This is a genomic window from Microbispora hainanensis (assembly GCF_036186745.1).
Classification (GTDB): Bacteria; Actinomycetota; Actinomycetes; order Streptosporangiales; family Streptosporangiaceae; genus Microbispora.
In genome coordinates this window covers 2949042-2975867 of record NZ_CP108086.1, presented here as the reverse complement: position 1 = coordinate 2975867, position 26826 = coordinate 2949042, and the positions used below count along the sequence as shown (strand labels likewise).

Genomic DNA, 26826 nt, shown 5'->3' with positions numbered 1-26826 from the left:
GCTCGTGATGGGCTACGGCCGCGCCACGAGCTCGGGCCAGGCGTCGTGCAGCGCCTCCCGCCAGTCCCGCATGGCGGGCAGCCCCACCTCGGCCCACCTGTCGTGCGACAGCACGCTGAACGAGGGACGGCGCGCGGGCCTCGGGAAGGCGGCGCTGGAGACCGGACGCACCCGCCCGGGATCCGCGCCGAGCAGCGTGAAGACCTCGCGGGCCAGGCCGTACCAGGTCGTGCGGCCGGCGTTGGTGCCGTGGTAGACCCCCGGCGGAGCGGCCGCGCGGACCAGCCGGATCACCTGGTCGGCCAGGTCGGCGGTCCAGGTGGGCTGCCCGTGCTGGTCGTCCACCACGTCGACCGTCTCCCGCTCCGCGGCCAGCCGGATCATGGTGCGGACGAAGTTCGGCCCGGCGGAGCCGTACAGCCAGGCGGTGCGCACCACGTGGCCGCCGTGCTCGAGCGCCGCGCGCTCGCCCGCCAGCTTGGTCCGCCCGTACGCGTTGAGCGGCTCCGTCTTCGCGTCCTCGGAGGCGGGTTCAGGATCCGTCCCCGCCAGCACGTAGTCGGTGGAGACCTGCACGAAGCGCGCGCCGGCCTCGGCCGCGCGGGCGGCGAGTTCACGGACCGCGTGGCCGTTCACCGCCAGCGCCTCGTCCTCGTGGTTCTCCGCGTCGTCCACGGCCGTCCAGGCCGCGCAGTTCACCACCACGTCCGGGCGGTGGCCGAGCACCCACGCGCGCACCGCCGCGGGGTCGCGGATGTCGAGATCCGCCCGCTTCGGCGCGACGACCTCCCCGATCCCGGCCTCCCTGCCGGCCCGCCGGGCCAGGTCGGCGGCCAGCATGCCGCCGCCGCCCGTGATCAGCCAGCGCATCACCGCTCCCCGAGCAGCGGCTTCCACCACCCGGGGTTGGCGGCGTACCAGGCGACGGTGTCCCTGATGCCGTCGTCGAAGGCGACGGACGGGCGGTAGCCGAGCGCCCGCAGCTTGGCGTCGCTCAGCGAGTAACGCCGGTCGTGGCCCTTCCGGTCGGGCACGTGCTCGACCATGTCCCAGCCGCAGCCGAACGCCTCCAGCAGCCGGGCGGTCAGCTCCTTGTTGGCCAGCTCCGCCGTCCCGGCGATGTGGTAGATCTCGCCGGGCGCCCCGCGCTCGGCCACGAGCTGGATGCCCCTGCAGTGGTCGGCGACGTGGACCCAGTCCCTGACGTTGCCGCCGTCGCCGTACAACGGGACCTTCCTGCCCTGGATCAGCCGCGTGACGAAGAACGGCACGAGCTTCTCCGGGTACTGGTAGGGGCCGTAGTTGTTCCCGCAGCGCGTGGTCATGACCGGCAGGCCGTGGGTGACCGCGTACGCGCGGGCGATCAGGTCGCCGCCGGCCTTCGAGGCGGAGTACGGCGAGCGGGGGCGCAGCGGCGCATCCTCGTCCCACGAGCCGGACTCGATCGTGCCGTAGACCTCGTCGGTGGACACGTGCACGACCCTGGAGACGCCGGCGTCAAGGCACGCCTGCATGAGCGTCTGCGTGCCCAGCACGTTGGTCCGCACGAACTCCGCGGCGCTGTCGATGGAACGGTCGACGTGCGACTCGGCGGCGAAGTGCACGACGACGTCGTGCCCGGGGACGACCTCGGCGAGCAGCGCGGCGTCGCAGACGTCCCCGCGGACGAAGTCGTACCCGCCGGAGACGGGCTCCAGGTTGGCGAGGTTGCCCGCGTAGGTGAGCTTGTCGAGGACGGTGACCCGTGCCCCCGCGAACGCGGGATAGCCGCCGGAGACCAGGGTGCGGACGTAGTGCGAGCCGATGAACCCGGCCCCGCCCGTGACGAGGACCCTCACGATGAAATCTGTACCTTACTGTGGTCGCCGAGCACGAGCCGATGTGCCCGGGGAGTGTTGGGGGCCGGCGTGACCTCGACATCGTGGCCGATGAGAGAGGCCTCGACCCTGCGTACGCCGGTGATGGAGGACCGGGACAGCACGATCGAGTACTCGATCTCGCTGTCCGCGACGACGCAGTCGGCGCCGATGGACGTGAACGGGCCCACGTAGGAGTCGCTGATCCGGGAGCCCGCGCCGATGACGACGGGACCGACGATGCGCGACCCGGTCACCAGTGCGCCGTCCTCGATCACGACCCGGCCGATCAGCTCGCTGGCCTCGTCGGCCCGCCCGCGGACGGCCGGTTCGAGGCCCTCCAGGACGAGTCTGTTGACCTCCAGCATGTCGGCGACGTTCCCCGTGTCCTTCCAGTATCCGGAGATGACCGTGGACTCCACCCGGTGTCCCTCGTCGATCAGCCACTGGATGGCGTCGGTGATCTCCAGCTCGCCCCGCCGCGACGGCTTGAGCTCGGCCACGGCCCGGTGCACCGCCGGGGTGAACAGGTAGACGCCGACCAGGGCGAGGTCGCTCTTCGGCGACTCCGGTTTCTCCTCCAGGCCCACCACGCGCCCGCCCGGGCCGATCTCGGCGACGCCGAACTGCCGCGGGTCGGGAACGCGGGTCAGCATGATCTGGGCCGCGGGCCTGTCGGCCGCGAAGCGGCGGACGATCTCGGTGATCCCCCCGACGATGAAGTTGTCGCCGAGATACATGACGAAGTCGTCGTCGCCCAGGTAGTCGGCGGCGATGAGCACGGCGTGGGCGAGCCCGAGCGGGGCCTCCTGCCGCAGGTAGGTCACGTCGAGGCCGAGCCCGTGCCCGTCTCCGACGGCGGCCTCGATCTCGGCGTGGGTGGCGCCCACGACGATGCCGACCTCCCGGATGCCGGCCGCCGCGATCGCCTCCAGGCCGTAGAAGAGCACCGGCTTGTTGGCGACCGGCACGAGCTGCTTGGCCGAGGTGTTCGTGATGGGCCGCAGCCGCGTTCCCGATCCGCCCGCCAGCACGAGCGCCTTCACCTAGTACGCACCTTCCCCGCCGACGACCGCCGACCACGTCTTCCAGAGGATCTGCAGGTCCATGATGAGCGACCAGTTCTCCACGTAGCGCAGGTCGAGCCGCACCGACTCCTCCCAGGTCAGGTCGGATCGGCCGCTCACCTGCCACAGGCCCGTCATGCCCGGCTTGACCAGCAGACGCCGCCGCACGTCGTCGCCGTACTGGGCCACCTCCTCGGGGAGCGGCGGGCGGGGGCCCACGAGGGACATCTCGCCGCGCAGCACGTTGACGAGCTGGGTGAGCTCGTCGAGCGAGTAGCGGCGCAGCACCGCCCCGACCGGCGTCACCCTCGGGTCCTTGCGCATCTTGAACAGCACGCCGTTCCCGTCGTCCCGCTGCGCCAGCTCGTGCTTGACGGCCTCGGCGTTCTGCACCATCGTCCGGAACTTGTAGAGCACGAACAGCTTGCCGTCCTTGCCCACGCGGGGCTGCCGGAACAGGGCCGGCCCTTCGCTGGTCACCCTGATCACCAGGCCGATCATCAGCAGGACCGGCAGGATCACGATCAGGATGATCGCCGCGACCACCCGGTCGAAGACGCTCTTGACGAACTGCCTGGCCCCCCTCAGGTCGGGGTGCGCGACGTGGAGCAGCGGCAGGCCGGCGACCGGGCGGATGCTGATCCTCGGCCCGGCCACCTCCATCAGCGCGGAGGCGACGTAGAGCTCGGTGCCCGTCTCCTCCAGCTGCCACGTCAGGCGGCGCAGCATCGACCCGTCCAGCTCCGGGCAGGACAGGACGGCGACGGTGTCCGCGCCCACCCGCTCGACCACCTTGGCGACGTCCGAGAAGTCGCCGAGGATCGGGAAACCGTCGAACTGGGCGGGCAGGTCCATCTGCTGTTCCGGCGGGACGCACGCCGCCACGATGCGCATGCCGTGGTGGCGCTGGCGGCTCAGCTGGGCGTGCAGCTCCAGCACAGAAGCCCAGTGCCCCACCACGACGACCCGTCGCAGGCACTCGCCGGCGCGGCGCCTGCGGTGCAGCCGCTTGCGCAGGGTGTAGCGCAGGAGAAGGCAGGACAGGCCGGCGAGCGGGATGGCGACCATCACGTAGCTGCGGGCCAGGAGGGTCTGGGTGAGGTAGGCGGAGATCGCCACGATCGAGGCGAGGGCGGCCGTCGCGTGGAGGACCTTGCGGTACTCCTCGGCGCCGTCCCCGAGATGACGGGTGTCGTATCCGCCGATGAGGGCGACGACCAGCGGCCAGGCGACGACCAGCGTCGCCGCGAGCACGCTCTCCCACGTCCCCGCCTCGCCCAGCAGGAGCCTGACTCCCAGCACGCCGAGGACGGACACCGCGCCGCACACCACGTCGCCCGCCATCGTCACGCGAATGTGGCGACGCGCCCAACCGGCCCGGTCCGTCGCCTCCCTCACGGCGTATAACGCGTCGTCAACGGCAATGTCCATACGCCCTCGCCTCTGCCCATCCTCCTTCTCGGAGGAAGACCGCCCGGTTCAACTCCGCGCCAGAAGGTGATGATTGGAACGATCCTAGGGGATCACAGAAGTTACAGGGAAGTTCAACCATACGTCCACATGCGGCCATAGTCGCATGCTGGACAAGACGCCCCACACGTGGTTCCGATTTCACTACGTATTGGTACGTCTCGTGTGACTGGTATGGGCCAGTTACGGTAGATCTCTGCTTTGGAATACATCCGTGCAGGACAAGGAACCGAGCATTGGACGCCTCGTGACGACATCCGGGCAGTTACCTCTCACCGCGACCCCACCGGCGCGGGTGTCACGCCGGCGCAAGGTGCTGATCGTCGTGACCCTCGTGCTCCTCCTCCCGCCGGCCGCGCTCTTCGCGGTGCTGATGCAGCGCCAGCACGTGTACGACACCAACCTCCGGCGGGTGCAGCAGGTGTTCCCCGAGGAGTGGGACCGACCTGCCAAGGTGGTGGGAGCCGCACAGAACTGGCTGGTCATCGGCGCTGACAGACGCCCGGGAGAGAGCGGCTTCCAGCGGTCGGACAGCATCATGATCGCGCACATCCCCGCGGACAGGAAGCGGATCTTCCTCATCGGCATACCTCGTGACTCCTATGTGACCATCCCGGGTCACGGGCACGACAAAATCAACGCCGCCTACGCGTACGGCGGCCCGCGCCTGCTCATCAAGACGGTGGAGAAGCTGGTCAAGGTGCGGATCGACCACTTCGCCGCCCTGGATTTCCGGGGTTTCGTCGACATGAGCAAGGCGTTGGGCGGCGTCGACCTCTACGTGGCCCGCCAGGTCTACGACCCCGCCAACAAAGTCACGTGGCCGCAGGGAAACGTTCATCTCGAGGGCGAGCGGGCATTGCTATTCGTACGTCAGCGTTACGGACTGCCCGGCGGAGATTTCGACCGTATTAAACGACAGCAGGCGTTCCTTCGGGCGATGGCCCAAAAAGTGGTCAGCAAGGGCATGCTGACCAATCCGTTCGCACTCGACGAGTTCCTTCAGGCGCTGACCCGTTCCGTGACGGTGGACTCCGGGGTCGACATGAAGACCCTCAGGAGCCTGGCGCTCGAACTCCGCGACATTCGAGGCGACGACCTGCGCTCGACGACCTACCCCGTCGCCGGCACGGACACGGTCAAGGGGGCGAGCATCGTCCGCCTCGAGGCGAAGGAGGGCGCCGAGCTCGCCGACGCGCTGCGGAACGACACGCTGGAGCGCTACTTCGCCGACCAGGGCGGGCTGAACGAGTCCTCCTTCGTCAGGTGACCCCCGGCCGTCCCCGGGCCCGCCTCCTGTCAGTCGTATTCGAGGTCGGGCAACGGGGACGGCGGCTCGGGGCTGCGCCATACGACGACGTAGTCCGAACGCGCGCTCTCGACCGCCGTGCTCAGCCGGTCGAGGTCGAAGTCCGGCAGGTAGCGCAACCGGGCCAGGAAGCTCGCGTCGGTCGCCGAGTGCGGCACCACGCAGCCCTCGCCCTCACGGTCCAGCAGGACGATGAAGACGTCCTCCGGCTGGCCGGGCGGATGCTGGTCGCCGTGGCCGCCGACGCGGACCTCGACCACGTCCTCCCAAGCGAGGGCCTCGACGCTGCCGTCGGCGTAGTGACGTGTCACGCCTTCTTCGGTGACGTACACATAGGTGTCCGGCACTGGGTTGCCGTGCATGGGCGCGATTGTGACGACTTGAAGCGGCATGGTGCAAGGGAAACCGCGCCCAAGAAGGCGGTGCGAGGGAAACCGCGCCTGAGGAAGCGGTGCGGGGCGATCCGCCCGGGGGAAACGGCGCGAGGCGAATCGCCCGGAGCTCCTCCGGGCTCAGGCGTGCCGCCACCGCAGGTGCTCGCGCACCGCCCGGACGGCCACGTCCGCCGGTCCCTCGGCGATGACGCGCAGCAGCGCGGCGTGCTCCGCGGCGAGCTCGTGGGGATCCTCGTACGCGTGCCTGAGCCCGACGAGTCCGAGCCGCGTCTCGGCCGCGAGCGTGACGTACAGCCGCTCCAGGCGGGGGCTGCCGGCGGCGGCGACGAGCGCCTCGTGCAGCGCCATGTGCTCGGCCACCACGGCGGCCCAGGGCGCGCCCGGCGGGAGGCCGGACAGGCGGTCCAGCGCCTCCTCCGCCGCCGTCACCCGGCGCCCCGCGACGGCCTGCGCCATCAGTTCCTCCAGCGGCGCGCGCACGTACATGAGGTCGGCCAGGTCGGCGGAGGTGATCACCGGGACGTACGCGCTGCGGTTGCGCTCACGCCGCAGCAGTCCCTCGTGGACGAGCAGCGCCAGCGCCTCCCGCACGGTGGGGCGGGCCACGCCGTATCGGGCGGACAGTTCCTGCTCGGGCAGCGCGGCCCCCGGCTCGATGTCCCCGGACAGCACCCGCTCGCGCAGCGCGGCGGCGAGCGCCTCGACGGTGGAGACGGGCCTCAGGGTGGTCACGTGCCGAGCCTAGTGGCGGCTCCCGGCCGGTGCCTTCGGCGTCTCGGGTGCGGAGGTGCCCGGCGCGCGCGTCCCGGCGGGCAGCGCCACCACGACCAGCCCCAGGGCGAGCAGCACCAGACCGGCCCACGAGACGAGGGACAGGTGCTCGCGCAGCGCGACGACGCCCAGCAGGGCCGCGACGGCCGGCTCGGCCAGCGCGAGCGTGGCCGCCGTGGCGACGGGGGTCGTGCGCAGACCCCGGCCGTACAGGAGATAGGCCAGCCCCGTCGTGGCGCAGCCGAGGTAGAGCGCGGTCAGCAGGCCGCCCGGACGCGCGAGCCAGGCCGGTCCCGTCAGTGCGAGGACCGGCAGCATGAGCACGGCCGCGCCGCCGAAGAGAACGCCCATGACGACTCCCGACTGCATGCCCCTGCCGATGGCCCGGGCCGCCACGACCGCGTAGAAGGCGTACAGGAGCCCGCCGAGGAGGGCGAGCGCGACACCTCCCGCGTCCGCGCCGCCCGGTCCTTCTCCCCCTCCCCCGCCGGTGACGAGCACGGCGCATCCGGCGACCGCGGCGGCCGTGGCGAGCGCCCAGCGCCCGCTCGGCCGCTCGCGCCCGGCGATCCAGGACAGGAGCCCGGTGAAGACCGGGCCGCTGCCGATCGCCACCACCGTGCCGATCGCCACGCCTGTCCTGCTGACAGCGGCGAAGAAGCACAGCTGGTAGGCCGCGACCGCGGCGGCTCCGAGGACCAGCGGCCAGCGCATCGGAACGTTCCGGCCAGGGGTGCGGCGGTGCGCGGCCAGCGCCAGCGCGCCCAGCAGGGCCCCGCCGAGCACGAGGCGGGCCGCGGCCAGCGAGACGGAGCCGGCGGTGGCGAGGGTGCCCACGGTGCCCGCGGTCCCCCACAGGACGGCCGCCGCGACCACGGCGAGCGGGCCCGATCGTGAGTTCATGCGAGGATTGTCTGACAACTAGACAGCGCTGAGCAAGCAATTTCCCCCCGCAACGTCGAGACTGTCCCGATATGGGGCTGTGGCCCAAGTCGTTAGGAACGATCCCTGGTGACAGGACTCACGGATTGCTATGGTTTCGCCACTGTTAACACATATGTAACCGACGGGCAGGTCTAATGGCTGGTCGGAAACGGTCCATCCGCTTCAAGATATTCGCGATTCTGCTGGTGCCTGTGACCGCCCTGGTGGTGATCTGGGGATTCGCCGCCAAGCTGACCATCGAGCAGGGGCAGCAGCTCCTGCGCATTCAGAAGGTCTATGACAACGTCGTCTCCCCCGTCGGTCAGGCCATCAACGAGCTGCAGACCGAGCGGTTCGTGTCGGTGAGCTACCTCGCCTGGCGCACCTCCTCGCTGCGCACCGATCTCCAGGTGCAGCGCCGCAAGACCGACGCCTCCGCCGTCCTGCTGACCCGCCTGTCGGAGGAGGCCAGGGACGAGACGCCGCCCGCCATGTGGGACCGGCTCCAGGACCTGATCCGGCAGATGGAGCGGCTCGACATCCTGCGCGGCCAGATCGACGACCATCGGCTCACCCGCCTCGACGCGATCGAGGAGTACAGCTCGGTCGTCGAGACCGCCCACCAGGTCTACGACCGGCTGATGATCTCCCCGGACATCGACATCATCGAGCAGGCCAAGGCGCTCATCCTGGTCACCCGCAGCCGCGAGCTGGTCAGCCAGCAGTCCGCGCTCGTGCTGGGCGCGCAGGCGGCCGGGCGGATGACGCAGGACGAGCGCGACGCCTTCTCGGGCATGGTCGGCAAGCGCCGCCTGCTCTACCAGCTCGGCACGAGCCAGCTCAACGCCGACCTGCTCAGGCAATACGGCGCGCTGAACTCCGCCCCGGTCTACACGGCGTTCGTCGCCCTGGAGGACGACGTGATCTCCCGGGTGCGGCCCGGCCAGCCGCTCCCGCCGGAGGCCATCGCCTGGCCGACGACGGCCCAGGCCCTGACCCGCCAGCTCACCGAGACGACCGACACCGCCGCCGCCGCGACCGCCGCCAGTGCCGCGCCGCTGGCGCGGAGCGTGCTCTGGGACATCGGCATCGTCGGCGGGCTCGGCCTGGCGGCCGTGCTCGCGACCGCGTTCATCTCCTTCCGGTTCGCCCGTACGGTGACCGGCGAGCTGATCACCCTGCATCAGGCCGCGGCCGACCTGGCCGGGCGGCGGCTGCCCGACCTCGTACGGCGGCTGCGGCGCGGCGAGGACGTCGACGTGACGGCCGAGACGCCGCCGGTGGTCCGCACGAGCAGCACCGTCGAGGTCGAGAACCTCGGCCGCGCGTTCACCTCGGTGCAGCACACCGCGATCGAGGCGGCCGTCGGCCAGGCCGAGCTGCGCAAGGGCGTCAACAAGGTCTTCCTGAACCTGGCCAGGCGCAGCCAGTCGCTGCTGCAGCGCCAGCTCGGCATGCTGGACGGCCTGGAGAAGGAGATCAACGACCCCGACCTGCTGGAACGGCTGTTCGGCGTCGACCACCTCACCACCCGCATGCGCCGCCACGCGGAGGGCCTGATCATCCTGTCCGGCGCCGTCCCCGGCCGCGGCTGGCGCAGACCGGTCCGGCTGTACGACGTGGCCCGCGCCGCCACCGAGGAGGTGGAGGACTACCTGCGGGTGGACGTGAACATGCCGCACGGCTACTCCCTCGCCGGCAGCAGCGTCACCGACGTCGTCCACCTGCTCGCCGAGCTGATCGAGAACGCCACGGTCTTCTCCCCGCCGCAGACCCGCGTGCAGGTCAGGGGAGAGCCGGTCGCCCGGGGCTTCGCCATCGAGATCGAGGACCGTGGGCTCGGCATCCCCCAGGAGGAGCTGGCGCACCTCAACGCGCGGCTCGCCGACCCGCCGGAGTTCGACCTGGCCGACAGCGACAGGCTCGGGCTGTTCGTCGTCGGGCTGCTGGCCCGGCGGCACAACATCCGCGTCTCCCTCCGCACCTCGCCGTACGGCGGGACGAGCGCCGTGCTCCTGCTCCCGCAGGAGATCGTGGTGGAGAACGACACCAGGGAGCCGGTGGTCGAGCGGCTCGCCCAGCCGGACACCCCGCCTCCCGCCCTGGCCCTCACGCCGCCGATCGGCGGCGGCGCCCAGGACTCCCTCCCCCGCCGGGTGCGGCAGGCCAGCCTGGCGCCGCAGCTCAAGGAGGAGCGTGGCGACCTGTACTCCTCCTTCCGCGCGGGCTGGCAACGCGGTCAGGAGGACTCGTGACCGCGCACGAGGACGGACCGCTGCTGCGCCCCTACACGCTCACCCGTGGCCGCACCCGGCCGAGCGGGCCCGACTTCGACCTGATGACCGTCATCAGGACGGCTCCCGCGGCCTACAGCGGGGTCTCCGGGCTGGCCCCCGAGCACTGGCGGATCCTGCAGCTGTGCCGGGTTCCGCTGTCCGTGGCCGACCTGGCCTCGGAGCTCGGCCTGTCGCTGAACGTCGTACGCATCCTGCTGGGCGACCTGCGCGACCAGGGGCTGATCACCGCGCGGCCGCAGGCGACGGTCGCCCAGTTGCCCGAGGAGCGCATCCTCCGCGAGGTGATCCAGGGACTCCAGGCGCTGTGAGGCGTCAGGAGTCCTCCCCGCAGGACTCGATCAGCCGCTGCACGTGCCAGCGGGCCGGTGTCGTCAGCTCGTCGGCGTAGCGGTCCAGCAGGGCCGCGCACGCCACCGCGTCGGCGGTCTCGACCGGCGGCAGGACGAGGATCTCCTCCTCGCCGTCCAGAACGAGGCCGCCCCGCACGCCGAACGTCCCCTCACCGACCGCGACGGCGGTCTCGAACACGAGGTCGTGCCCCGGGAGCGCCAGCGCGGCGCCGAGCCGTACGGCGGGCCCGGCCAGGTCGGAGACGGGCTCGGCGCGGACGTGGGGGAAGAAGTCGCGGGAGACGGACCGCCCCATCTCGCTGAACCGCGCCGCCGTTCGCATCAACGCGTTCAGAAGTTCGGCGGCGGCCTGACTGTTGGCGTCCACTCCCGCAGGGTAGATCACGGAAAGTTGCGGTTTGGCCAAATTATTAGGTTGGACCGGAGATCTGGCCGGAAAGGGCGGCCTCAGCGGAAGGCGTAGCACTCCACCTCGGCCCGGCGGCGGGTCAGCCCTCCGCTCACCGACTCCTCGACGCAGGCGCGCTGCGGGGCGCTGAGTTCGAGCACGCCGCAGACGCTGACCCCGGAGTAGGTGCGGCAGTCGAGGGCCGGGTTGAACTCGCCCACCGTGTATTGCTCACGCGCCTGCGTGCGGCAGCGCTGCCGGTCCTCCTTCGTCTTCGCGTAGCGACACTGGCCGATGAGGATGTCGTACTGCTCCTGGCTCACCTCCTGGCGCTGCACACCCCCTTTGGGCGGTGCGGGCGCCTTCGGTGCACTCCCGGCCCACTGGCCGGTCTCCGGGTGGCCGCCGGTTTCGGTGGCCACCGACGCGACTGCGGCGACCGTGCCGAGCATGGTCATCGCAGCGAGCACGGCGACAGCGACGATCTTTCTCATGGCGATCCTCCCGGTCAGGAACGTACCCACGGGCGAACGGCCGCTCCCCGCGCCGCGCCGTGCCTCACATGCACGGTCGTGACCGGGCGTCTCGCCGTAGCGACGCCCGCACTACGCACGGTAAATAAATCATTGCCAAGTGTGACAGAAGACGATCAAGGGTAGGTGTGGCCACGGAACCGACGGGGACGGCGATCACGCCATTCACACCCGATTCCTGGTTCGAAATCCGGTCATTTCCGATAAGACGGAGCTTTTACGTGCGATTTGTTCACGCAATCACGACAGGTGCGCTGGTTCTCACCGGGCTCACGGTCACCGGCGCGGGCGCGCTGGCCGACGACGGCCCGCAGACCACGTCACCGACGGTCGTCGACGGCTATCAGATCGTGACGTTGCCCAACGCGAACGTGCCGAACTTCACCCGGCGCACCGTCTACTGCCCTCCGGGCAAGCGCGCCGTGGGCGGCGGCGGCGAGGCGCAGGGCGGCGACGCGATTCTCGTGGGCAGCTTCCCCACCCCGGACGGCACCGGATGGACCGCACTCGGCCGGCAGAACCACTACGACACCGTCGGCATCAGCGTCTACGCCATCTGCGCCGACGCCTGATCCATCAAGAAGCACTCAGGCGCGACGGCGCCGGGCTCGCGGCCGGCCCGGTCGAACAGCTCACACCACGCAGGCCGGGCAGAGCCCCCGCCCACGTCGCCGAGCGCCGGGGAAAACGGAGATGACCGTGGAAGCCCGCACCGCCCCCGGCCGGCCCCTCTGATCACGGCCGTCACACCGATGCCGTACGGCTCCTCAGCCGTCTGCGAGGGCGCGCAGGGCCGGGCGGAGCGTCTCGGCGATCCGTTCCGGGGACGCGTCACGCAGGGCCGTGAGGCCGAGCAGCTGGTGAGCGATCGTCACGCCCAGCATCATGCTGACCATCAGCGCCGCCCGCAGCTCGGCGTCGCCGGCGTCGAGCGCGCCCGCCAGTTGCGCCACCTGCGCGTCGAGCCTGCCGCGCACATCCTCGGCGGCGTCGGGATGGGTGAGCATGGAGCGCATCATCGCCACCGTCGCCTGCGGCAGCGGCCCCGTCTTCATGCCGATCCTGCCCAGCAGCTCCTCGACCGGCTCCAGCTCGCCGTCGAGCGGCGGGATCGACGGGATCCGCACGGCCTGCTCGAACAGCTCCTGCTTCGATCCGAAGTACTGCATGACCAGGGCCGGATCGACCTCGGCGGCGGCCGCCACGGCCCGGATCGTCGTGCGTTGGAAGCCGCGCTCGGCGAAGATCGCGCGCGCGGCGGACATGATGCGCTCCTCGGTGCGGCGCCGGCGCTCTGCCCGGCTCGTCGGCGTCCCCTCCACGCGTCGACTCTACCGGTGTTGACCCGATCGGCCCGTTCGCTCTACAGTCGTTGAGTCAACAACTGTTGAGCGAAACGCTCGAATGATCGGAGTGAACCGATGCCACTCACCGCACGCGAGGTCCTGGCCCGCTATCACCGGGCGATGGCCGACAGGTCGGCCGACGACCTCGCCGACCTCTACGCCGCCGACGCCCTGCACACGTTCCCGTTCCGGACGCCGCTGTTCCCCGCCCGCCTGGAGGGGCGGGAGGCGGTCCGCGCCCTCTATCGGGCGGCGTGGGGCGCGACCCCCGTACGGATCGCCGAGATCCACGACGTCGTCGTCCACGAGGCGGCCGACCCCGAGGTCGTCATCGGGGAGTGGGAGGGCACCGGCACGATCGAGCCGGACGGCCGGCCGTTCCGGGCCACGGGCCTGCTGACCCTGCGCGTACGGAACGGCGAGATCGTGGATGCACGCGACTACATGGACGTGTTCGGCACCTATCACGCGATGGGCCGGCTGAAGGACGTCGTGGCCGCCGCGGAGAGCGCCACAGCCACGGCCTGATCGGGGTCACCCGCCCGCGAGCGCGACCACAATGGTGCCCATGACGATCTCGGGGACCGTGGTCCGCCGGGCGGAAGCGGCGGACGCCGCGGCCCTCGTCCGCCTGCGCGCCGTGATGCTGGAGGACATGGGGGCGGACGTCGGAGACGAGAGCGCGCCCTGGCGGGCGGCGGCCGAGGCGTGGTTCGTCCGGCGGCTGGGCGATCCGGGGGACTTCGCCGCGTTCGTGGTGGACGACCCGGAGCTCGGCGTGGTGAGCTGCGCGGCGGGCACCTGTGACTCCCACGCGCCGGGGCCGACGAACCCGAGCGGCCTGCAGGGCCACGTCTTCAACATCTGCACCGACCGGCGCCGCCGCCGGCTCGGCCTCGCCCGCGCCTGCCTCGACGCGCTGCTCGCCTGGTATCGCACCGAGACCGAGGTCCGGACGATCGACCTCAACGCCACGCCGTACGGGATCGAGCTGTACCAGTCGCTCGGGTTCGACGCGCCCCGCTATCCGGCCCTCCAACTGCGGCTGGGCCCGCCGCTCGGCCGCGGTTTCGCCGCTCGCTAGAGGTCGGGGCGGTAGCGCACGGTGCGGTGCGCCGGCACGTAGCCGAACGCGTCCTTGATGGCCCGCATGTGCGCGTCGCCGTCGGCGGTGCCGGCGAGCAGCCCGCCGAGGTCCGGGTGGCGTCCTCGCCCACCTCGGCCGGACCCCCGCCCCTGCTCACGATCAAGGGAGCGGCAGGCCCCGGTAGAGGGCCTACGGCAGGAGCAGGGCGCCGCCGCCCGGCGCGCGGCCCCTGTAGATCCGGATGTTCGCCCTCCCCGCCGACGAGTCCTGAGAAGCTCACACGGCTCCTGAGCCCCTGAGCTCACACGGCCCAGCGCGTGAGCTGGGTTATCGTGAAAATGCCACCAATAGACATCAATGTCCGCATTCGTAGTGCCGATCGCGGCGCACGCATCAACGGCCGCTCTCGACAGGGGGAAGGGAACGTCCGATGTCCGAAGTGCTCCTGGCCGTGGACAGGCTGAGGCAGGCCACCAACCGTCATGACCTCGACGCCTTGGCGCAGTGCTTCGACGAACGGGCCGTTCTGGTGTCCCCCGACGGCATCGCCGAGAGCCGGGAGGAGATCACCTCCTATTACCGCCAGTGGCTGGAGGCGTACCCCAACATGGTGATCACTCCGCAGTCGGTGACCATGTTCGGCGACACCGTGGCGGCGGAGTTCACGATCACCGGCACCCACAAGGGACCGCTTCTCTTCCCCGGCGGGGAGGTTCTCGAACCGACCGGGCGGTCCGTCCTCCTGCGCTCGTGCAGCTTCTCCACTGTGGAGGACGGGCTGATCGTCAGCCACCGGCTCTTCTACGACCAGTTGGAGGTGGCGGCCCAGCTCGGCGGCCATCTCTGTCTCGACGGCAACTCCCCGTAGTGCTCCGTCACGACGCGGCGGCGTGTGCCCGCCCGGCGCCGGCCACCCGCGTACGGACCCGCCGGGCACGGGCCGGGGGCGCGAGCGCGAGCAGCAGCAGGAGCGCGCAGGCCCAGGCGAACCAGTCGCCGAACCTCGTGTAGAGCGTGCCGGCCGAGCGGGCGGGCAGCGTCGCGATGACGGACACGACCGGCGCGTCGGCGCTGTGCGCCTCGGCCAGGATCCGGCCGTTGGGGTCGCTCACGACCAGGTCGCCGTCGCGCGCCGCGCGGGCCACCGTGAGCCCGTTCTCGACGCCCCGGGTGACCGCCATCCTCCCGTGCAGCCACCGGTCGCGGTCGAAGTCCCAGGCGGGCACGAACATCGTCGTGGCGCCGCTCCTGCGGTAGTCGCGCACCAGGCCGGGCAGGTCCAGATCGAAGCAGATCGCGATCCCCCAGCGGGAGCCCGAACCGGGCACGAAGGCATCTCGGTCCCCGGGCCGGAAGTCGCTTTCCAGCCCCGGGATGAGGTGGCGCTTGAAATACTCCACCGGCCGGCTCCCGTCGGCGGGCACGTCGACGGCCACGTTGCGCAGGCCGCCCGCCCCCGTGAGGACCAGCCCGGCGATGATGTCGACATGGTGGTCGGCGGCGAGCCGCGCCAGCGGCTCCACCAGCTCGGGCAGCGTCGCGTCGGTGGCGGCGAAGACCTTCTCCGGCATGACCACGACCCGTGCGCCGCGTTCGGCGAGTTCCGGGATCCGCGCCGTGTACGTCCCGAGCAGGGCGCGTCCCTCCGCCGAGTCGACCGCGACCCAGCCGCCCCGGTCGGCGGCGAGCAGCGCCACCTTCTCCGCGCCCGGCCCGTCCCCGCCCGGGCCGTCCTCGTACGGCGTGCGCAGCCGCCAGGCGCCGTACCCCGCCGCAAGGGCCAGGACGACCACGGCGGTCGCCCCGATCCGCAGCCGCCCGGCCGCCCCCGGGGCGAGCAACACGGCGACGGCCGCGGGAGCCCCGAGGACCAGGAAGGTGATCCCCCATGGTCCGGTGACCGAGACGGTCTGCAACACCGGCAGGACGTCGGCCTGGGTGTAGGCCAGGCTCCACCACGCCCCGTTCGGCGACAGCACCGAGACCGCCCACTCGACGACGACCCAGGCCGCCGGCACGACGGCGGCGGCCGACAGCGGACGGCCCCGCAGCATCAGCGCCCGTGACAGCAGGACGACCAGCCCGAACAGCAGCGCCGACCCGACGAGCATCGACACGACCATCGGCGGTGGAATCCGCACCGTGCCGAGGAAGTAGCCCCACATCGCCGTCTCACCGCCGAGCCACGCGGCCGACGCCGCGACGAACGCGGTGCGGGCGCCGGCGCGATGAGCGAGGACGAGCACCGGCAGCGGTGCGAGCCAGGTGACCCAGGGCACCGGCGTGAGCCCGGTGCCGAAATGGAACAGCGTCGCGGACAGCGCCGTGGCGGCGAGCGCCACCACCGGACGCCGAATCGGTGGATTCATCGAGCGGCCTCCTTCTCCAGCCGCCCCGACCCTCCGGCATCCGGCCTCGGCGCACATCACCGGCGAGAGCGAACCGGGTGCCGGTCGCGAGGACCGGAACCGCTCGGAGCCTGGTGGCATCGCGTCTCACTCGAAGGAGTGAGACGGTCATCGCCCGGGCGGTGGAGGCGGCCGCGGGCGTGGCCCGAATACCCTTGCCGGGTTCCCTCCGACAACCTCCGGAGCCGGTCAATGCGGGCGAGCATCCTCAGCCATTCGAGGGCCGACGTCGCGATCGCCGTCGTCGTCACCGTGATGACGGTGACGCCCGTGCTCGTCCCCCATCGGCAGCCGTGGTGGGCCGTGGCGCTCGCCGTGCTGATGTCGGTGCCCGTGCTGTGGCGGCGCCGCGCCGTCCTGTCCGCCGGGGCGGTGGTCGGCTGCGCCACGACGGCCTTGTCGATCGCGATGAAGTCGCTGCCGCACTCCGGGGCTCTGATGCTGCTGCTGCCGTACGGCGTGCTGGTGTGCACCTACACGTTCGCGGCGGCGGATCTGTCCCGGGTGCGGCGCGCCGTGGGCATCGCGGGTCTCGCCGCCGGGGTCGCCGTGTCGCTCGTCGTCCCGCACGAGAACCTGGAGACCTACCGGTATCTCCTCACCGCCATCGTCGCCGCGTACGCCCTCGGCGTGGGCGCACGCGCCCGGCGGGCCGGCCGGGACGCCGAACGGGAGCGCGAGGCCCGCATCCGCGAGGAACGCGCCGCCGCCGTCGCACGCGAACGCACCCGGATCGCCCGCGACATGCACGACATCGTGACCCATTCGGTCGGTCTCATGGTGATCCAGGCGGAGACCGGCCCGCTGGTCGTGCGCGATCACCCGGAGAAGGCCGAGGCGGTCTTCGAGGCGATCGCGGCGGCCGGGCGCGACGCGATCGGCCAGCTCCGCCTGATCCTCGGCGCGCTGCGCGCGGGCGAGACACCCGGCGGCCCGGCTCTTGCCCGGGGGCCGCAGCCGGGGCTCGACGCTCTGCCCGGCCTGCTGGACAACGCCCGCCGGGCGGGCCTGGAGGTCTCCGCCGACGTACGCGGCGAGCCGCGCCGCCTGCCCTCCGACGTGGACATCGCCGCATATCGGATCATCCAGGAGGCGCTGACCAACACGATCCGGCACGCCGGAGCGAGCGCCGTCCGGGTGGGGCTCCGCTGGTCCGGTGACACCCTGGACGTCGAGGTCGCCGACAACGGGCGGGGCACGCGGGAGCCGCGGGAGGGACACGGCATGATCGGGATGCGGGAGCGGGTCGCGGCGTGCGGCGGCCGCCTGGCCGTACGGGCCGGAAACCCGGGTCTCACCGTCACCGCGACCCTGCCGATCGGCTGACGGCATGCTGCGCGTGCTCGTCGCCGACGACCAGGACCTGTTCCGCGGCGGCTTCGCGATGATCCTCGACGCCCACGACGACATCACAGTGGTCGGCGAGGCGGCCGACGGCGCGGAGGCCGTCGCGAAGGCGGTCGAGCTGGAGCCCGACGTGGTGCTCATGGACATCCGCATGCCCGGCATGGACGGCGTCGAGGCCACCGGCGAGGTGTGCCGCAGGACCGGCGCGAAGGTGCTGGTCCTGACGATGTACGACGTCGACGAGTACGTCTGCGACGCCCTGCGCGCCGGGGCCAGCGGCTTCCTGCTCAAGGACGTGCGCCGCGACGACCTCGCGCGCGCCGTCCGCCTGGTCGCGGGCGGGGAGTCGCTGCTGGCCCCGGCGATCACCCGGCGCCTGATCGCCGAGTTCGTCGGCCGTGGCCGCGCCCGCCCCCGGCTGCGGCAGCGACTCGGCGAGCTGACCGACCGGGAGATGGACACGCTGCGCCTGCTCGCCCGCGGCCGGTCGAACGCCGAGATCGCCGCGGAGCTGGTGGTCACCGAGCACACGGTCAAAAGTCACGTGAGCAACCTGCTGACGAAACTCGACCTGCGCGACCGCGCCCAGGCCGTCGTCTTCGCGTACGAATCCGGCCTGGTGGTCGCCGGTGATCAGGAAATGCCGTGAACCGCGCGCGTGTGATCACGCCGTGAATATTTCACCGGATCCGGCGACGAGCGGCGGGCCTCGGGCCGAGTTTTCCGAGGTGCCGCGCGATCCCGGCTGATTCGTCCGGAACGGGATATTTCCGCTTCGGCGAATCGTGTACACGAGCCGGGCCATTGCCGAGTCTGGGGAGCGTCGGCCCCCATGCGCGAACCCACGCTCGCGAACCCGGGCGCGAAACCCGTGTTCGCGGACCCGTGCTCACGAACCCGGGCGCGAAACCCGTGCTCACGAACCCCGGGCGCGAAACCCGTGCTCACGAACCCCGGGCTCACGAACCCGGGCTCACGAACCCGGGCGCGCGCCGGAACGGGCGCCGGCACGCCAGAGCCGGTCACCGCACCCCTGGAGACGATCCCATGCCCTTCGGCCACCAACGGTTCGCCCGCAGGATCCTGACGGCCGCCGCGGCGGCCCTCCCCATCGCGGCGGCGGCCGTGGCGACACCGGTGCTGGGCGCCGCGTCCGCCGACGCCGCCGTCACCTGCCAGGTGACCTACACGAGCACCCAGTGGGGCACGAACTCGGGCGGCTTCACGGCCGGGGTCGAGGTCAGGAACACCGGCGAAGCCCTGACCGGCTGGAAGCTGACGTTCACCTTCCCCGGCTCGCAGAAGCTCACGCAGGGCTGGTCGGCCCGGTGGACCCAGTCCGGCAACCGCGTCGTCGCCGACAACGAGCCGTGGAACGGCGCGGTGACGTCCGGCGGGACGTTGTACCTCGGGTTCAACGGCTCCTGGACAGGGAGCAACCCGCCGCCGACGGACTTCGCCTTCAACGGCGTGCCCTGCGAGGTCGTCGTGCCGGGCACGTCGCCCAGCCCGAGCCCGTCCCCCAGCCCGAGCCCCAGTCCGAGTCCGAGCGGGGACGTGCCGGTGGACAACCCGTTCCTCGGCGTCCAGGGGTACGTCGACCCCGATTGGGCGGCCGATGTGGAATCCTCCGCCACGCGGGTGGACGACGCGACCGCGCGGAAGATGCGCGGCCTGGAGCAGACGCCCACGGCGATCTGGCTGAACCGCATCGCGGACGTCATCGGTGGCTCCGGAGTCACCCGTACGCTGAAGGACCATCTCGACACCGCCGTCGAGCAGGGGGCCGGCTACATCACGCTCGTCCTCCACGACCTGCCCGACCGCGACTGCCGGTCGCTGGTCTCCAACGCCGAGCTGCACACTCAGGAGGACGGCCTCAACCGCTACAAGGCGGAGTTCGTGGACCCCATCGCCGCCCTCCTGGCCAGGCCCGAATATCGCGACCTGCGCGTCGCCGCCGTCATCGAGCCGCGCGCCCTGATCGATCTCATCGTTGGGCAATACAGCATCTATCCGTGCGACCAGGCGGCGGCGTCGGGCGTCTACGTGACGGGCATCCGCTACGCCCTCGACAAGCTCGCGCCCCTGCCCAACGTCTACACCTACCTCGACGCGGGCAGCGCGGGATGGGGCGGCTGGGACGAGAACTTCAACGCGCTCACGAACCTGATCACCGACACCGTGCGCGGCACAGCGGCCGGCCTGAACAGCCTGGACGGCATCGCCACGAACGTCGCCGACTACGTCCCCCTCGTGGAGCCCTTCCTGACCGACGCGAACCAGACCGTGGCCGGTCAGCCGATCAAGCTGAGCAGGTTCATCGACTGGAACCCCTACCTGAACGAACGGGACTACGCCCTCGCGATGCGGACCGCCCTGATCGCCAAGGGCTTCTCCGCCGCGCTCGGCGTGGTCGTCGACACCTCCCGCAACGGCTGGGGCGGGCCCGACCGGCCCACCGCGGTGAGCACCTCGCTCGACGTCAACACCTTCGTCGATCAGAGCCGCATCGACAGGCGTCCGTCGCGGGCCGCGATGTGCAACCAGAAGGGCGCGGGACTGGGAACGCGGCCGGTCGCCGCTCCCGCCCCCGGCGTCGACGCCTACCTGTGGATCAAGCGGCCCGGCGAGTCGGACGGCGCGGGCGGGCCGATCCTGCCCGAGGGTTCCGACCGGCTGCTCGACAGCACGTGCGACCCCAACGGCTCCCTCGGGCCCGTGTCGGACTCGATCCGGCCGACCGGCGCCCTCCCCAACGCGCCGCTGCCGGGCGACTGGCACCACGAGCAGTTCGTGATGCTGGTCGACAACGCCTACCCGGCGCTGTGAGCACGCGGCGCGTTCTCACCTGTCCACCCGGCCCAGGAGCACCTGCGCGTCGGCGCTGAGCGGCGCCTGGGCCGAGGTGTCCACCTGCGAGGTGATGTCGATGCCGTTCCCGAACTGACTCCACAGGCCGAGAATGGCCGCCGCCCGCGCGACGATGAGCGCGATCCCGCTGCCCGCCGCACCGAGCCGGTAGACGACGGCCGCCGGAGTCAGCCGCGACGCGAGACCGCCCGGGCGGGTCTGGGGGTCCGCGCGTCCATGGGGACGGCCATGACGGTCAGCACCAGGAACAGCAGCAGCACCCGCACGACCGACCACCCGTACGCGATCGCTCCCGAAGGGTGAGTCGCGCGGAAGGCCGCATCGGTTACGGATCTCCGCCTGCCGGCCTCGTCAGGGACCGGTCAGGCGGCGCTCGCCCTTGGGTGTGATCACGTAGACCTGCCAGGTGTAGTAGGCGTAGTAGTTCCTGATGTCCCGCTTCATCTGGCGCGCGTGCAGCAGGACCGCGTCCACGTACGCGTTGGAGTGGTTGTAGGCGTACAGCGCGCGCCGGTAGTCGCCGGGCGCGCCCGACGCGTGGAGGTAGTTGGCCGCCGCGAGGAGAGCATCGCCGGTGTCGTTGATGTCGCCGCCCATGCCGTACGCCTTCCAGGTGCCCGGCATGAACTGCATCGGGCCCTTCGCGCCCACGTAGCTCGGCGAGCGCACCCGCCCGAACTTGGTCTCCACGAGCATCACCGCCGCCAGCACCTCCCAGTCGACGCCGAACCGCCGTTCGGCGCGCCGGAAGGCGGCGAGCAGAGCGTCGGCGGGCTCCGCCGGTCTGACCTTGATCTTGATGGGCCCGCTGACGGGGTGGGCGAGGGAGAGCAGGTCGCGGATGGCCGTCACGTTGTCGCGCGCCCGCGCGGCCGTGTCCTTCGGCAGCTTCGCGTACGTGCGGGACGCGACCCCGGGATTGCGGGCCAGATAGCGGTAGACGCGCTGCTCGTACAGGGACAGCAGGACCACCGGCTCGGGCGCCTCGCCCTTCGCGGGGTCGCCCGTGCGTCGCCAGTCGTCGATCGCGTCACGCAGCCGCTCCACCGTACGGGTAAGGGCGTCGGCCAGCCGCTTGGGGTCCTTGGGAATCGCCGCGTCCGGCGCGGGCAGGCTCGGTGTCTTCCCGGGGCCGGCTGAGGACCGTTCCGGCGCGGCCGGGGTCGCGCGCTCGCGGGGAGCGACCGAGGCGGCCTCGCCCGCCGCGCCCGCGCATCCCGAGAGCGGGACGACGACGGCGGCGAGCGCGGCGGCCAGCACCGCACGGCGCGGCGGCAGCGGGTTCACGGCAGGCTGATCGTTCATCGTCACCAACGTATTCCCAGCGGTGACGATCCATGCCCTCTTCACCAGGCTGCGAGGGAACGTTTTACGGCCGACCCGATTTTCCCCGCTGCGGAAATCGGTGTTGACTCGCGCACTTATCGCCCACTAATCGTCGTCACGTGCGACTCCCTCGCGTGAAATTCGAACACCGTCCGCACCGTTACGAGGACGGCACCATTCGCATCGGCGGCGAGATTTACGGGATCGCCGCCGAAATCGCGGACCCGGACGGCTGGGTGTGGACGGCCCTCACGCTGATGGACGGCACCCGTTCCCGCGAGGAGATCGCCGAACGGCTGCGCCTGGCCCATCCGGAGCTGCCGGACGCGACGTCGATCGTCGAGGAACTGACGGCCACCCGATATGTGGAGGACGCCGCGGCGGTGCCGCCCGCCGGGCTGAGCGAGCGCGAACTCGACCGTTACAGCAGGAACCACGCGTTCTTCCGCGCCGTCGACGCCGTCCCGCGCGCCCACGGCTGGGAGGCCCAGGTCCGGCTGAAGGCCGCGCGGGTCGTGGTGCTCGGCCTGGGCGGCACCGGCTGCCACGCGGCCTGGGCGCTCGCCGCCGTCGGAGTCGGCACGATCCACTGCGTCGATCCCGACCTGGTGGAGCTGTCCAACCTCAACCGCCAGGTGCTCTACGGCGAGGCCGACGTGGGGCGGCCGAAGGCGGAGGCGGCCGTCGACCGGCTCCGGAGCGTCAACTCCGACATCACGGTCACCGGCGAACGCCGGAGCATCGGCAGCAGGCGCGAGCTGGACGAGCTGATCACGGGCTACGACGCGCTCGCCCTCTGCGCGGACCGGCCCACGGGGCACAGCCTCAGGGTGTGGGCCAACCGTGCCTGCGCCGCCGCGAACATCCCCTGGGCCGGCGGCGGATACAGCGGACCACTGGTCACCGTCGGGTGCTTCGCCCCCAGGGAAGGCACCTGCTACGAGTGCCTGAGCAGCGGCGAGGAGGCGCGGCGCCGTCCCGGCACGCCGGTGAACCTCGGCGGCCCCGGCGTGATCGCCACCTCGGCGGGCGTGTCCGGCCAGCTCGTCGCCCACGCGCTGCTCGGGCTGCTGACCGGGGTGCCCGTGCCGCCGGTCGGCACCATCCAGGGCCTCAACCTGATCGCCGCGGACCACCACGTGTGGGTCCGGCACCCGCCGCGCCCCGGCTGCCCCGTGTGCGGCACCCGAGCGCCGGCGCGCAATTCGCCGCGAGGAATGACCGAAAAAGACGCCGGCCGAATAAACAGACAGCGGTCTTGACCGTTCCCGTCAACAAGACGAATCGTGAACGGGTTTTCGCGAGAGCATCCATCTCTCCTGCCCGGATTCTTCCGCCGCACCGGGACCTTCCGCCTCCGACACCGGCCGTACGCCGTGGCACCGGTCAGGACCCGGCGTACGAGCCGGTGGTCAGCTCCTCGATCAGCCCGGGGCCCGCGGGGGACCAGCCGTACAGGCGGCGGGCGCGGGAGGCGTCCAGCGGCGACGAACGGGTGAGCGTGGCGGCGAGCGGCCCCATCGCGGCGGTCCCCTGCTCCAGCGTGAGCGACACGGCCTGGGCGCCGGTCAGGGCGGCGGCTGCCTCGGCGATCCGTCGCATCGGGGTGCGCTCGGCCGAGGCGGCGTTGACGACGGCGCCCGGCCCGCCGTGCTCAAGCACGGCGACGTACAACGCCGCGAGGTCGTCGACGTGCACCGACGACCACTCGTTGGCGCCGTCGCCGATGTAGGGCACCATCCCGTTCTGCCTGCCCGCGCCGATGAGCCCCTGGAGCAGGCCCGACCCGCCGCGCCCGTAGACCAGCGCGGCCCGGATAACCGTACCCGCCACGTGGCCGGCGTCGAGGACCTGCCGCTCGCCGAGGACCTTGTAGGGCTGGGGTGACGTCTCGGGGGCGACGGGGTGGTCCTCGTCCACGGTCGCGCCCTGCCGGTCGGGGTAGACCAGGCCCGTGCTGGTGTAGACGAACCGGCCGCCCTCGTTCAGGCCGTCCAGCAGCGCCGCGAGGGCGGCGCGCTCGATGTCGCCCATCTCGGGATCGGTGTAGTCGACGGCGGTGTGCACGACGGCTTCGGCCGCCGCGGCGGCGCCGCGCAGGACGTCGAGGTCTCGCAGGCTTCCGGACACCGCCTTGGCGCCCAGCGCTTCGACCCGCTCGCGGGCCCGGTCGGACCGGGCCAGGGCGACCACCTCGTGCCCGGCCCTGACGAGGTGCTCGGCCACGACGCCGCCGACGTAGCCGCTCGCGCCCGTGATGAGAACTCGCATGATCACATGCCTTCCGTGAGGTCGGTGACCGGCGGCGCGTCACACCGCCACCGGTCGATGCCATCCCCACGGTCGCCCGGGCCGTCGCGCACAACCAGGGACCACGAGTCCGTGGCTGCGGGGTACGCATGGCCGATTTCCGACGTACCGTCGCAGGTATGGACAAGCACGGCCTGGCGAAGTTCCTGCGCGGCAAGCGTGAGCAGGTCAGCCCTGCCGACGTCGGCCTGCCCGAGGGACGCCGCCGCCGTACGCCCGGCCTGCGGCGCGAGGAGGTCGCCCAGCTCGCGTACATCTCGGTGGACCACTACACGCGGCTGGAGCAGGCGCGAGGGCGGCACCCGTCGCGGCGCGTGCTCGACGGGATCGCCCGAGCCCTGCGCCTGTCGGACCAGGAGCGGGCCCACCTGTTCGACCTGGCCGGGGAGCGGGAGGAGAGCCGATCGCCCGAGCCCGCACGCGAGGTGCGGCCGAGCACGCGGCAACTGATCGACCGGCTGACCGACGCCGCCGCGATCGTCGTGGACGACACCTGCCGGGTGCTGGCCTGGAACCCGCTGGCGGCGGCCCTGTTCGAGGACTTCTCCGCGCTGGCGGGCGAGGAGCGCAACGTCATCCGGCGCTACTTCCTGCATCCCGACCCCGAGCGGCGGCACTACGGCATGGGCATCTCGGAGCGGTTCGTCGTCACGGCCGTCAGCTACCTGCGCGTCGCCCTCACCCGCTATCCCGGCAGCCGTGAGCTGAGGAGCCTGGTCGAGGAGCTGCTGGCCGGGAGCGCCGACTTCGCCCGCCTGTGGAACTCCCAGCGGTTCCACATCGAACGGCACCTGCACCACACCGTGCGGCACCCGCGCGCCGGGCGGATCGAGCTGGACTACGACGTGCTGACCGTGCCCGACCAGGAGCAGCAGGTGGTCATCTTCACCGCCGAGCCCGGGTCTCCGGCGTACGAGTCCCTGCAGTTCCTCAAGGTCATCGGCGCCGAACAGGTGGCCGCCGGCGCCTGACGCCTCCCGCGATGCCGCGGCGCGCGGTGCCGCGCGATGCGATGTAAAAAGTTCTATACATCACGTCAAAAACAGATTACCTTCGAGGTGTCAAAGATTTTGTACACCCGAAGGGAATCGATCATGACCCACGAGGAGAAGCGCGCCTGGATCCGGCTGATCGTCGCCGTGATCGCCTACACCGCGTACGTCGTCGTCATCCTCAGACGTGCGGAGGGAGGCCCGTTACCCGACGTGCCGTACGCCGCCGCCCTGCTGTGGACGATCGGCGGGGCGATCGCCGCGGCGATCCTGGCCGAGATCGGGATGGCGATCGTCAACCCGCGGGCATCGCGCGTCATCGACGTCCGCGACAAGGAGATCGGACGGTTCGGCGACTACACCGGCCAGGCGTTCGTCGCCATCGGCGCGGTCGCGGCGATGCTCATGGCAGTGGCCGAGTGGGACAGGTTCTGGATCGCCAACGTGATCTACCTCTTCTTCGTCCTGTCGGCGATCCTCGGCGACGTCACCAAGATCATTCTCTATCGCAGGAGCGTTCCGACGTGGTGAAGCCCACGCATGTGACGAACCGCATCCGCGCGCTGCGGTTCGCCCACGACGAGATGACCCAGGCCGAGCTCGCCGAGCGCATCGGCGTGACCAGGCAGACCGTCATCGCCATCGAACAAGGACGCTACTCGCCCTCCCTGGAGATGGCGTTCCGGATCGCCCGGGTGTTCGGTGTCCCGCTCGACGACGTGTTCCAGTATCCCGACCTCCCGGAAGGACCGCCATGAAAGCCATCGTCCAGGACACGTACGGCCCGGCCGACGTACTCGAACTGCGTGACGTCGACCACCCCCCGATCGGCGACGAGGACGTGCTCGTCGAGGTCCGCGCCGCCGCCGTCGACCCCGGTGTGTGGGTCCTCATGACCGGCCGGCCCTACCTCATGCGCCTCGCGGGCTTCGGCATGCGCCGGCCCAAGGTCGGGGTCCGGGGCCGCGACCTGGCCGGGGTGGTGACGGCCGTCGGCGCCCGCGTCACCCGCTTCGGGCCAGGCCAGGAGGTGTACGGCACCTGCGAAAGCGGCTCGTACGCCGAATACGCGTGCGCGGCAGAGCAGGCTCGCGCCGAAGCCGGCCGGTCTCACCTTCGAACAGGCCGCCGCGGTGCCGGTCTCCGGCATGACGGCGCTGCAGGCCGTCCGTAACGTCGCCCACGTCCGGCCGGGACAGCGGGTGCTGGTGATCGGCGCGTCGGGAGGCGTGGGGTCGTTCGCCGTACAGCTCGCCAAGGCGGCCGGCGCGAGCGTCACCGGCGTGTGCTCGGCGGCGAACGCCGGGCTCGTGCGATCGCTCGGAGCCGACGACGTCATCGACTACGCCCGCGAGGAGATCGACCGCGACGGCGCACGCTATGACGTCGTCATCGACACCGCGGGAAACCGGCCGCTGTCCCTGCTGCGCCGCGTCCTGACCCCGCGCGGGACGCTGGCGATCGTCGGGGGCGGCCACGTGGCGTACCGCTTCACCGGGGGCATGGGACGCACGTTCCGGGCGCCGCTGCTGTCGATGGTCACGGGGTCGATGTTCAGAGGGCAGCGGCTGCGCCCGGTGATGTCCAGGGATCGCGCCGAACACCTGGAGGAACTGACGCGGCTCATCGAGTCGGGCGCCGTCACCCCCGCGATCGACCGTGCCTATCCCCTCAACCAGGCGCCCGACGCGATCCGCCGCCTCATGGACGGCCACCCCGCCGGCAAGGTCGTCGTCACCGTCTGACCCCCCTCAAGGAGTCAGGGGGATCCGGCGA

Annotated in this window: 30 protein-coding genes; 16 read left to right on the top strand and 14 right to left on the bottom strand. The window is 71.5% G+C overall.

From position 1 onward, the window contains the following. Positions 1–12 precede the first annotated feature (12 nt). Genes rfbD through OHB01_RS13995 form a run of 4 tightly spaced genes read right to left on the bottom strand, consistent with a single transcriptional unit; the run spans position 13 to position 4354 of the window. Entirely contained in the window at positions 13–870 is an 858-nt protein-coding gene (gene rfbD, locus OHB01_RS14010; protein WP_328855485.1) for a dTDP-4-dehydrorhamnose reductase, read from the bottom strand. Further along, entirely contained in the window at positions 870–1838 is a 969-nt protein-coding gene (gene rfbB, locus OHB01_RS14005) for a dTDP-glucose 4,6-dehydratase (RefSeq protein WP_328855484.1), read from the bottom strand. Before rfbB ends, rfbD begins: the two co-directional genes overlap by 1 nt. Further along, entirely contained in the window at positions 1835–2902 is a 1068-nt protein-coding gene (locus OHB01_RS14000) for a glucose-1-phosphate thymidylyltransferase (RefSeq protein WP_328855483.1), read from the bottom strand. The genes rfbB and OHB01_RS14000 overlap by 4 nt, the downstream gene beginning before the upstream one ends. Beyond that, positions 2903–4354, bottom strand: coding sequence for a sugar transferase (locus OHB01_RS13995; protein ID WP_419197576.1), 1452 nt, complete (start codon positions 4352–4354; stop codon positions 2903–2905). Positions 4355–4640: 286 nt separating this feature from the next. On the opposite strand from OHB01_RS13995, the gene OHB01_RS13990 reads away from it, so the two are divergent. Beyond that, entirely contained in the window at positions 4641–5663 is a 1023-nt protein-coding gene (locus OHB01_RS13990; protein WP_328855482.1) for an LCP family protein, read from the top strand. Positions 5664–5692: 29 nt separating this feature from the next. On the opposite strand, the gene OHB01_RS13985 is transcribed toward OHB01_RS13990, so the two are convergent. The 3 genes from OHB01_RS13985 to OHB01_RS13975 form a co-directional block, all read right to left on the bottom strand. After that, a complete protein-coding gene (locus tag OHB01_RS13985; protein WP_328855481.1) occupies positions 5693–6064 on the bottom strand; it encodes a hypothetical protein in 372 nt (123 codons plus the stop codon). A gap of 150 nt (positions 6065–6214) precedes the next feature. Beyond that, entirely contained in the window at positions 6215–6829 is a 615-nt protein-coding gene (locus tag OHB01_RS13980; protein ID WP_328855480.1) for a GntR family transcriptional regulator, read from the bottom strand. A 9-nt stretch (positions 6830–6838) separates the two neighbouring features. Then, positions 6839–7771 (bottom strand): EamA family transporter, encoded by a 933-nt coding sequence (locus tag OHB01_RS13975; protein ID WP_328855479.1) that lies wholly within the window; start codon positions 7769–7771, stop codon positions 6839–6841. A gap of 233 nt (positions 7772–8004) precedes the next feature. On the opposite strand from OHB01_RS13975, the gene OHB01_RS13970 reads away from it, so the two are divergent. Next, on the top strand, positions 8005–10047 hold the full coding sequence (locus OHB01_RS13970; protein ID WP_328708521.1) for a nitrate- and nitrite sensing domain-containing protein: 2043 nt from the start codon (positions 8005–8007) through the stop codon (positions 10045–10047). Continuing rightward, positions 10044–10397, top strand: coding sequence for a DUF742 domain-containing protein (locus tag OHB01_RS13965; protein ID WP_147942652.1), 354 nt, complete (start codon positions 10044–10046; stop codon positions 10395–10397). Before OHB01_RS13970 ends, OHB01_RS13965 begins: the two co-directional genes overlap by 4 nt. Before the next feature lie 4 nt (positions 10398–10401). On the opposite strand, the gene OHB01_RS13960 is transcribed toward OHB01_RS13965, so the two are convergent. Together OHB01_RS13960 and OHB01_RS13955 are read right to left on the bottom strand one after the other, a co-directional pair. Continuing rightward, positions 10402–10806 (bottom strand): hypothetical protein, encoded by a 405-nt coding sequence (locus OHB01_RS13960; RefSeq protein ID WP_142648032.1) that lies wholly within the window; start codon positions 10804–10806, stop codon positions 10402–10404. Between the two features lie 80 nt (positions 10807–10886). Continuing rightward, entirely contained in the window at positions 10887–11321 is a 435-nt protein-coding gene (locus tag OHB01_RS13955; RefSeq protein ID WP_205830256.1) for a hypothetical protein, read from the bottom strand. Between the two features lie 260 nt (positions 11322–11581). Between OHB01_RS13955 and OHB01_RS13950 the strand changes: the two genes are divergently transcribed. Further along, complete coding sequence (locus OHB01_RS13950; RefSeq protein WP_260617275.1) at positions 11582–11932, top strand: hypothetical protein; 351 nt, start codon at positions 11582–11584, stop codon at positions 11930–11932. A gap of 195 nt (positions 11933–12127) precedes the next feature. Here OHB01_RS13950 and OHB01_RS13945 read toward each other — a convergent pair whose 3' ends face one another. Further along, entirely contained in the window at positions 12128–12625 is a 498-nt protein-coding gene (locus OHB01_RS13945; RefSeq protein WP_142648031.1) for a TetR/AcrR family transcriptional regulator, read from the bottom strand. 156 nt (positions 12626–12781) lie between these two features. On the opposite strand from OHB01_RS13945, the gene OHB01_RS13940 reads away from it, so the two are divergent. The 3 genes from OHB01_RS13940 (at position 12782) to OHB01_RS13930 (ending at position 14661) form a co-directional block, all read left to right on the top strand. Beyond that, positions 12782–13234: a nuclear transport factor 2 family protein gene (locus OHB01_RS13940; RefSeq protein ID WP_142648030.1), complete on the top strand. Its 453-nt coding sequence runs from the start codon at positions 12782–12784 to the stop codon at positions 13232–13234. A gap of 40 nt (positions 13235–13274) precedes the next feature. Continuing rightward, positions 13275–13790, top strand: a complete 516-nt coding sequence (locus OHB01_RS13935; protein WP_205830255.1) for a GNAT family N-acetyltransferase — start codon at positions 13275–13277, stop codon at positions 13788–13790. A gap of 433 nt (positions 13791–14223) precedes the next feature. Continuing rightward, on the top strand, positions 14224–14661 hold the full coding sequence (locus OHB01_RS13930) for a nuclear transport factor 2 family protein (protein WP_142648029.1): 438 nt from the start codon (positions 14224–14226) through the stop codon (positions 14659–14661). A 7-nt stretch (positions 14662–14668) separates the two neighbouring features. Here OHB01_RS13930 and OHB01_RS13925 read toward each other — a convergent pair whose 3' ends face one another. Continuing rightward, the gene (locus OHB01_RS13925) at positions 14669–16162 is read right to left on the bottom strand and encodes a nitrilase-related carbon-nitrogen hydrolase (protein WP_168065958.1); all 1494 of its coding nucleotides are present in this window, start codon (positions 16160–16162) and stop codon (positions 14669–14671) included. A gap of 231 nt (positions 16163–16393) precedes the next feature. Here OHB01_RS13925 and OHB01_RS13920 point away from each other — a divergent pair, with 231 nt between their 5' ends. From OHB01_RS13920 to OHB01_RS13910, 3 genes are all read left to right on the top strand, one after another. Then, positions 16394–17527, top strand: coding sequence for a sensor histidine kinase (locus OHB01_RS13920; RefSeq protein WP_168065956.1), 1134 nt, complete (start codon positions 16394–16396; stop codon positions 17525–17527). A gap of 4 nt (positions 17528–17531) precedes the next feature. Continuing rightward, a complete protein-coding gene (locus OHB01_RS13915) occupies positions 17532–18197 on the top strand; it encodes a response regulator (RefSeq protein WP_147942650.1) in 666 nt (221 codons plus the stop codon). A 398-nt stretch (positions 18198–18595) separates the two neighbouring features. Then, on the top strand, positions 18596–20380 hold the full coding sequence (locus OHB01_RS13910) for a glycoside hydrolase family 6 protein (RefSeq protein WP_328855478.1): 1785 nt from the start codon (positions 18596–18598) through the stop codon (positions 20378–20380). A gap of 15 nt (positions 20381–20395) precedes the next feature. Here OHB01_RS13910 and OHB01_RS13905 read toward each other — a convergent pair whose 3' ends face one another. Together OHB01_RS13905 and OHB01_RS13900 are read right to left on the bottom strand one after the other, a co-directional pair. After that, positions 20396–20698 carry a DUF6185 family protein gene (locus tag OHB01_RS13905; RefSeq protein WP_328855477.1) on the bottom strand — a complete coding sequence of 101 codons (303 nt, stop codon included), beginning with the start codon at positions 20696–20698 and terminating at the stop codon, positions 20396–20398. Positions 20699–20773: 75 nt separating this feature from the next. After that, on the bottom strand, positions 20774–21727 hold the full coding sequence (locus tag OHB01_RS13900) for a lytic murein transglycosylase (protein WP_147942647.1): 954 nt from the start codon (positions 21725–21727) through the stop codon (positions 20774–20776). A 155-nt stretch (positions 21728–21882) separates the two neighbouring features. Between OHB01_RS13900 and OHB01_RS13895 the strand changes: the two genes are divergently transcribed. After that, a complete protein-coding gene (locus OHB01_RS13895; protein WP_328855476.1) occupies positions 21883–23010 on the top strand; it encodes a ThiF family adenylyltransferase in 1128 nt (375 codons plus the stop codon). A 124-nt stretch (positions 23011–23134) separates the two neighbouring features. Here the strand turns inward: OHB01_RS13895 and OHB01_RS13890 are convergent, their stop codons facing one another. Further along, the gene (locus OHB01_RS13890; protein ID WP_328855475.1) at positions 23135–24019 is read right to left on the bottom strand and encodes an NAD-dependent epimerase/dehydratase family protein; all 885 of its coding nucleotides are present in this window, start codon (positions 24017–24019) and stop codon (positions 23135–23137) included. Between the two features lie 158 nt (positions 24020–24177). On the opposite strand from OHB01_RS13890, the gene OHB01_RS13885 reads away from it, so the two are divergent. From OHB01_RS13885 to OHB01_RS13865, 5 genes are all read left to right on the top strand, one after another. Beyond that, entirely contained in the window at positions 24178–25029 is an 852-nt protein-coding gene (locus OHB01_RS13885; RefSeq protein WP_328855474.1) for a helix-turn-helix transcriptional regulator, read from the top strand. A gap of 123 nt (positions 25030–25152) precedes the next feature. Next, positions 25153–25581, top strand: coding sequence for a hypothetical protein (locus tag OHB01_RS13880; protein ID WP_142648019.1), 429 nt, complete (start codon positions 25153–25155; stop codon positions 25579–25581). Further along, positions 25575–25808 (top strand): helix-turn-helix transcriptional regulator, encoded by a 234-nt coding sequence (locus OHB01_RS13875; protein ID WP_142648018.1) that lies wholly within the window; start codon positions 25575–25577, stop codon positions 25806–25808. Before OHB01_RS13880 ends, OHB01_RS13875 begins: the two co-directional genes overlap by 7 nt. Further along, on the top strand, positions 25805–26224 hold the full coding sequence (locus OHB01_RS13870; protein WP_328855473.1) for an alcohol dehydrogenase catalytic domain-containing protein: 420 nt from the start codon (positions 25805–25807) through the stop codon (positions 26222–26224). The genes OHB01_RS13875 and OHB01_RS13870 overlap by 4 nt, the downstream gene beginning before the upstream one ends. Then, positions 26199–26795, top strand: a complete 597-nt coding sequence (locus tag OHB01_RS13865; protein WP_328855472.1) for an NAD(P)-dependent alcohol dehydrogenase — start codon at positions 26199–26201, stop codon at positions 26793–26795. The genes OHB01_RS13870 and OHB01_RS13865 overlap by 26 nt, the downstream gene beginning before the upstream one ends. Positions 26796–26826: the final 31 nt, after the last annotated feature.

Bases quoted from the DNA above. Each gene is read 5' to 3' on its own strand.
- rfbD (WP_328855485.1), bottom strand. From the start codon at position 870: ATGCGCTGGCTGATCACGGGCGGCGGCGGCATGCTGGCCGCCGACCTG.
- OHB01_RS13995 (WP_419197576.1), bottom strand. From the start codon at position 4,354: ATGGACATTGCCGTTGACGACGCGTTATACGCCGTGAGGGAGGCGACG.
- OHB01_RS13985 (WP_328855481.1), bottom strand. From the start codon at position 6,064: ATGCACGGCAACCCAGTGCCGGACACCTATGTGTACGTCACCGAAGAA.
- OHB01_RS13975 (WP_328855479.1), bottom strand. From the start codon at position 7,771: ATGAACTCACGATCGGGCCCGCTCGCCGTGGTCGCGGCGGCCGTCCTG.
- OHB01_RS13955 (WP_205830256.1), bottom strand. From the start codon at position 11,321: ATGAGAAAGATCGTCGCTGTCGCCGTGCTCGCTGCGATGACCATGCTC.
- OHB01_RS13945 (WP_142648031.1), bottom strand. From the start codon at position 12,625: ATGTCCGCCGCGCGCGCGATCTTCGCCGAGCGCGGCTTCCAACGCACG.
- OHB01_RS13940 (WP_142648030.1), top strand. From the start codon at position 12,782: ATGCCACTCACCGCACGCGAGGTCCTGGCCCGCTATCACCGGGCGATG.
- OHB01_RS13935 (WP_205830255.1), top strand. From the start codon at position 13,275: ATGACGATCTCGGGGACCGTGGTCCGCCGGGCGGAAGCGGCGGACGCC.
- OHB01_RS13930 (WP_142648029.1), top strand. From the start codon at position 14,224: ATGTCCGAAGTGCTCCTGGCCGTGGACAGGCTGAGGCAGGCCACCAAC.
- OHB01_RS13925 (WP_168065958.1), bottom strand. From the start codon at position 16,162: ATGAATCCACCGATTCGGCGTCCGGTGGTGGCGCTCGCCGCCACGGCG.
- OHB01_RS13920 (WP_168065956.1), top strand. From the start codon at position 16,394: ATGCGGGCGAGCATCCTCAGCCATTCGAGGGCCGACGTCGCGATCGCC.
- OHB01_RS13915 (WP_147942650.1), top strand. From the start codon at position 17,532: ATGCTGCGCGTGCTCGTCGCCGACGACCAGGACCTGTTCCGCGGCGGC.
- OHB01_RS13910 (WP_328855478.1), top strand. From the start codon at position 18,596: ATGCCCTTCGGCCACCAACGGTTCGCCCGCAGGATCCTGACGGCCGCC.
- OHB01_RS13900 (WP_147942647.1), bottom strand. From the start codon at position 21,727: ATGAACGATCAGCCTGCCGTGAACCCGCTGCCGCCGCGCCGTGCGGTG.
- OHB01_RS13890 (WP_328855475.1), bottom strand. From the start codon at position 24,019: ATGCGAGTTCTCATCACGGGCGCGAGCGGCTACGTCGGCGGCGTCGTG.
- OHB01_RS13885 (WP_328855474.1), top strand. From the start codon at position 24,178: ATGGACAAGCACGGCCTGGCGAAGTTCCTGCGCGGCAAGCGTGAGCAG.
- OHB01_RS13880 (WP_142648019.1), top strand. From the start codon at position 25,153: ATGACCCACGAGGAGAAGCGCGCCTGGATCCGGCTGATCGTCGCCGTG.
- OHB01_RS13870 (WP_328855473.1), top strand. From the start codon at position 25,805: ATGAAAGCCATCGTCCAGGACACGTACGGCCCGGCCGACGTACTCGAA.
- OHB01_RS13865 (WP_328855472.1), top strand. From the start codon at position 26,199: ATGACGGCGCTGCAGGCCGTCCGTAACGTCGCCCACGTCCGGCCGGGA.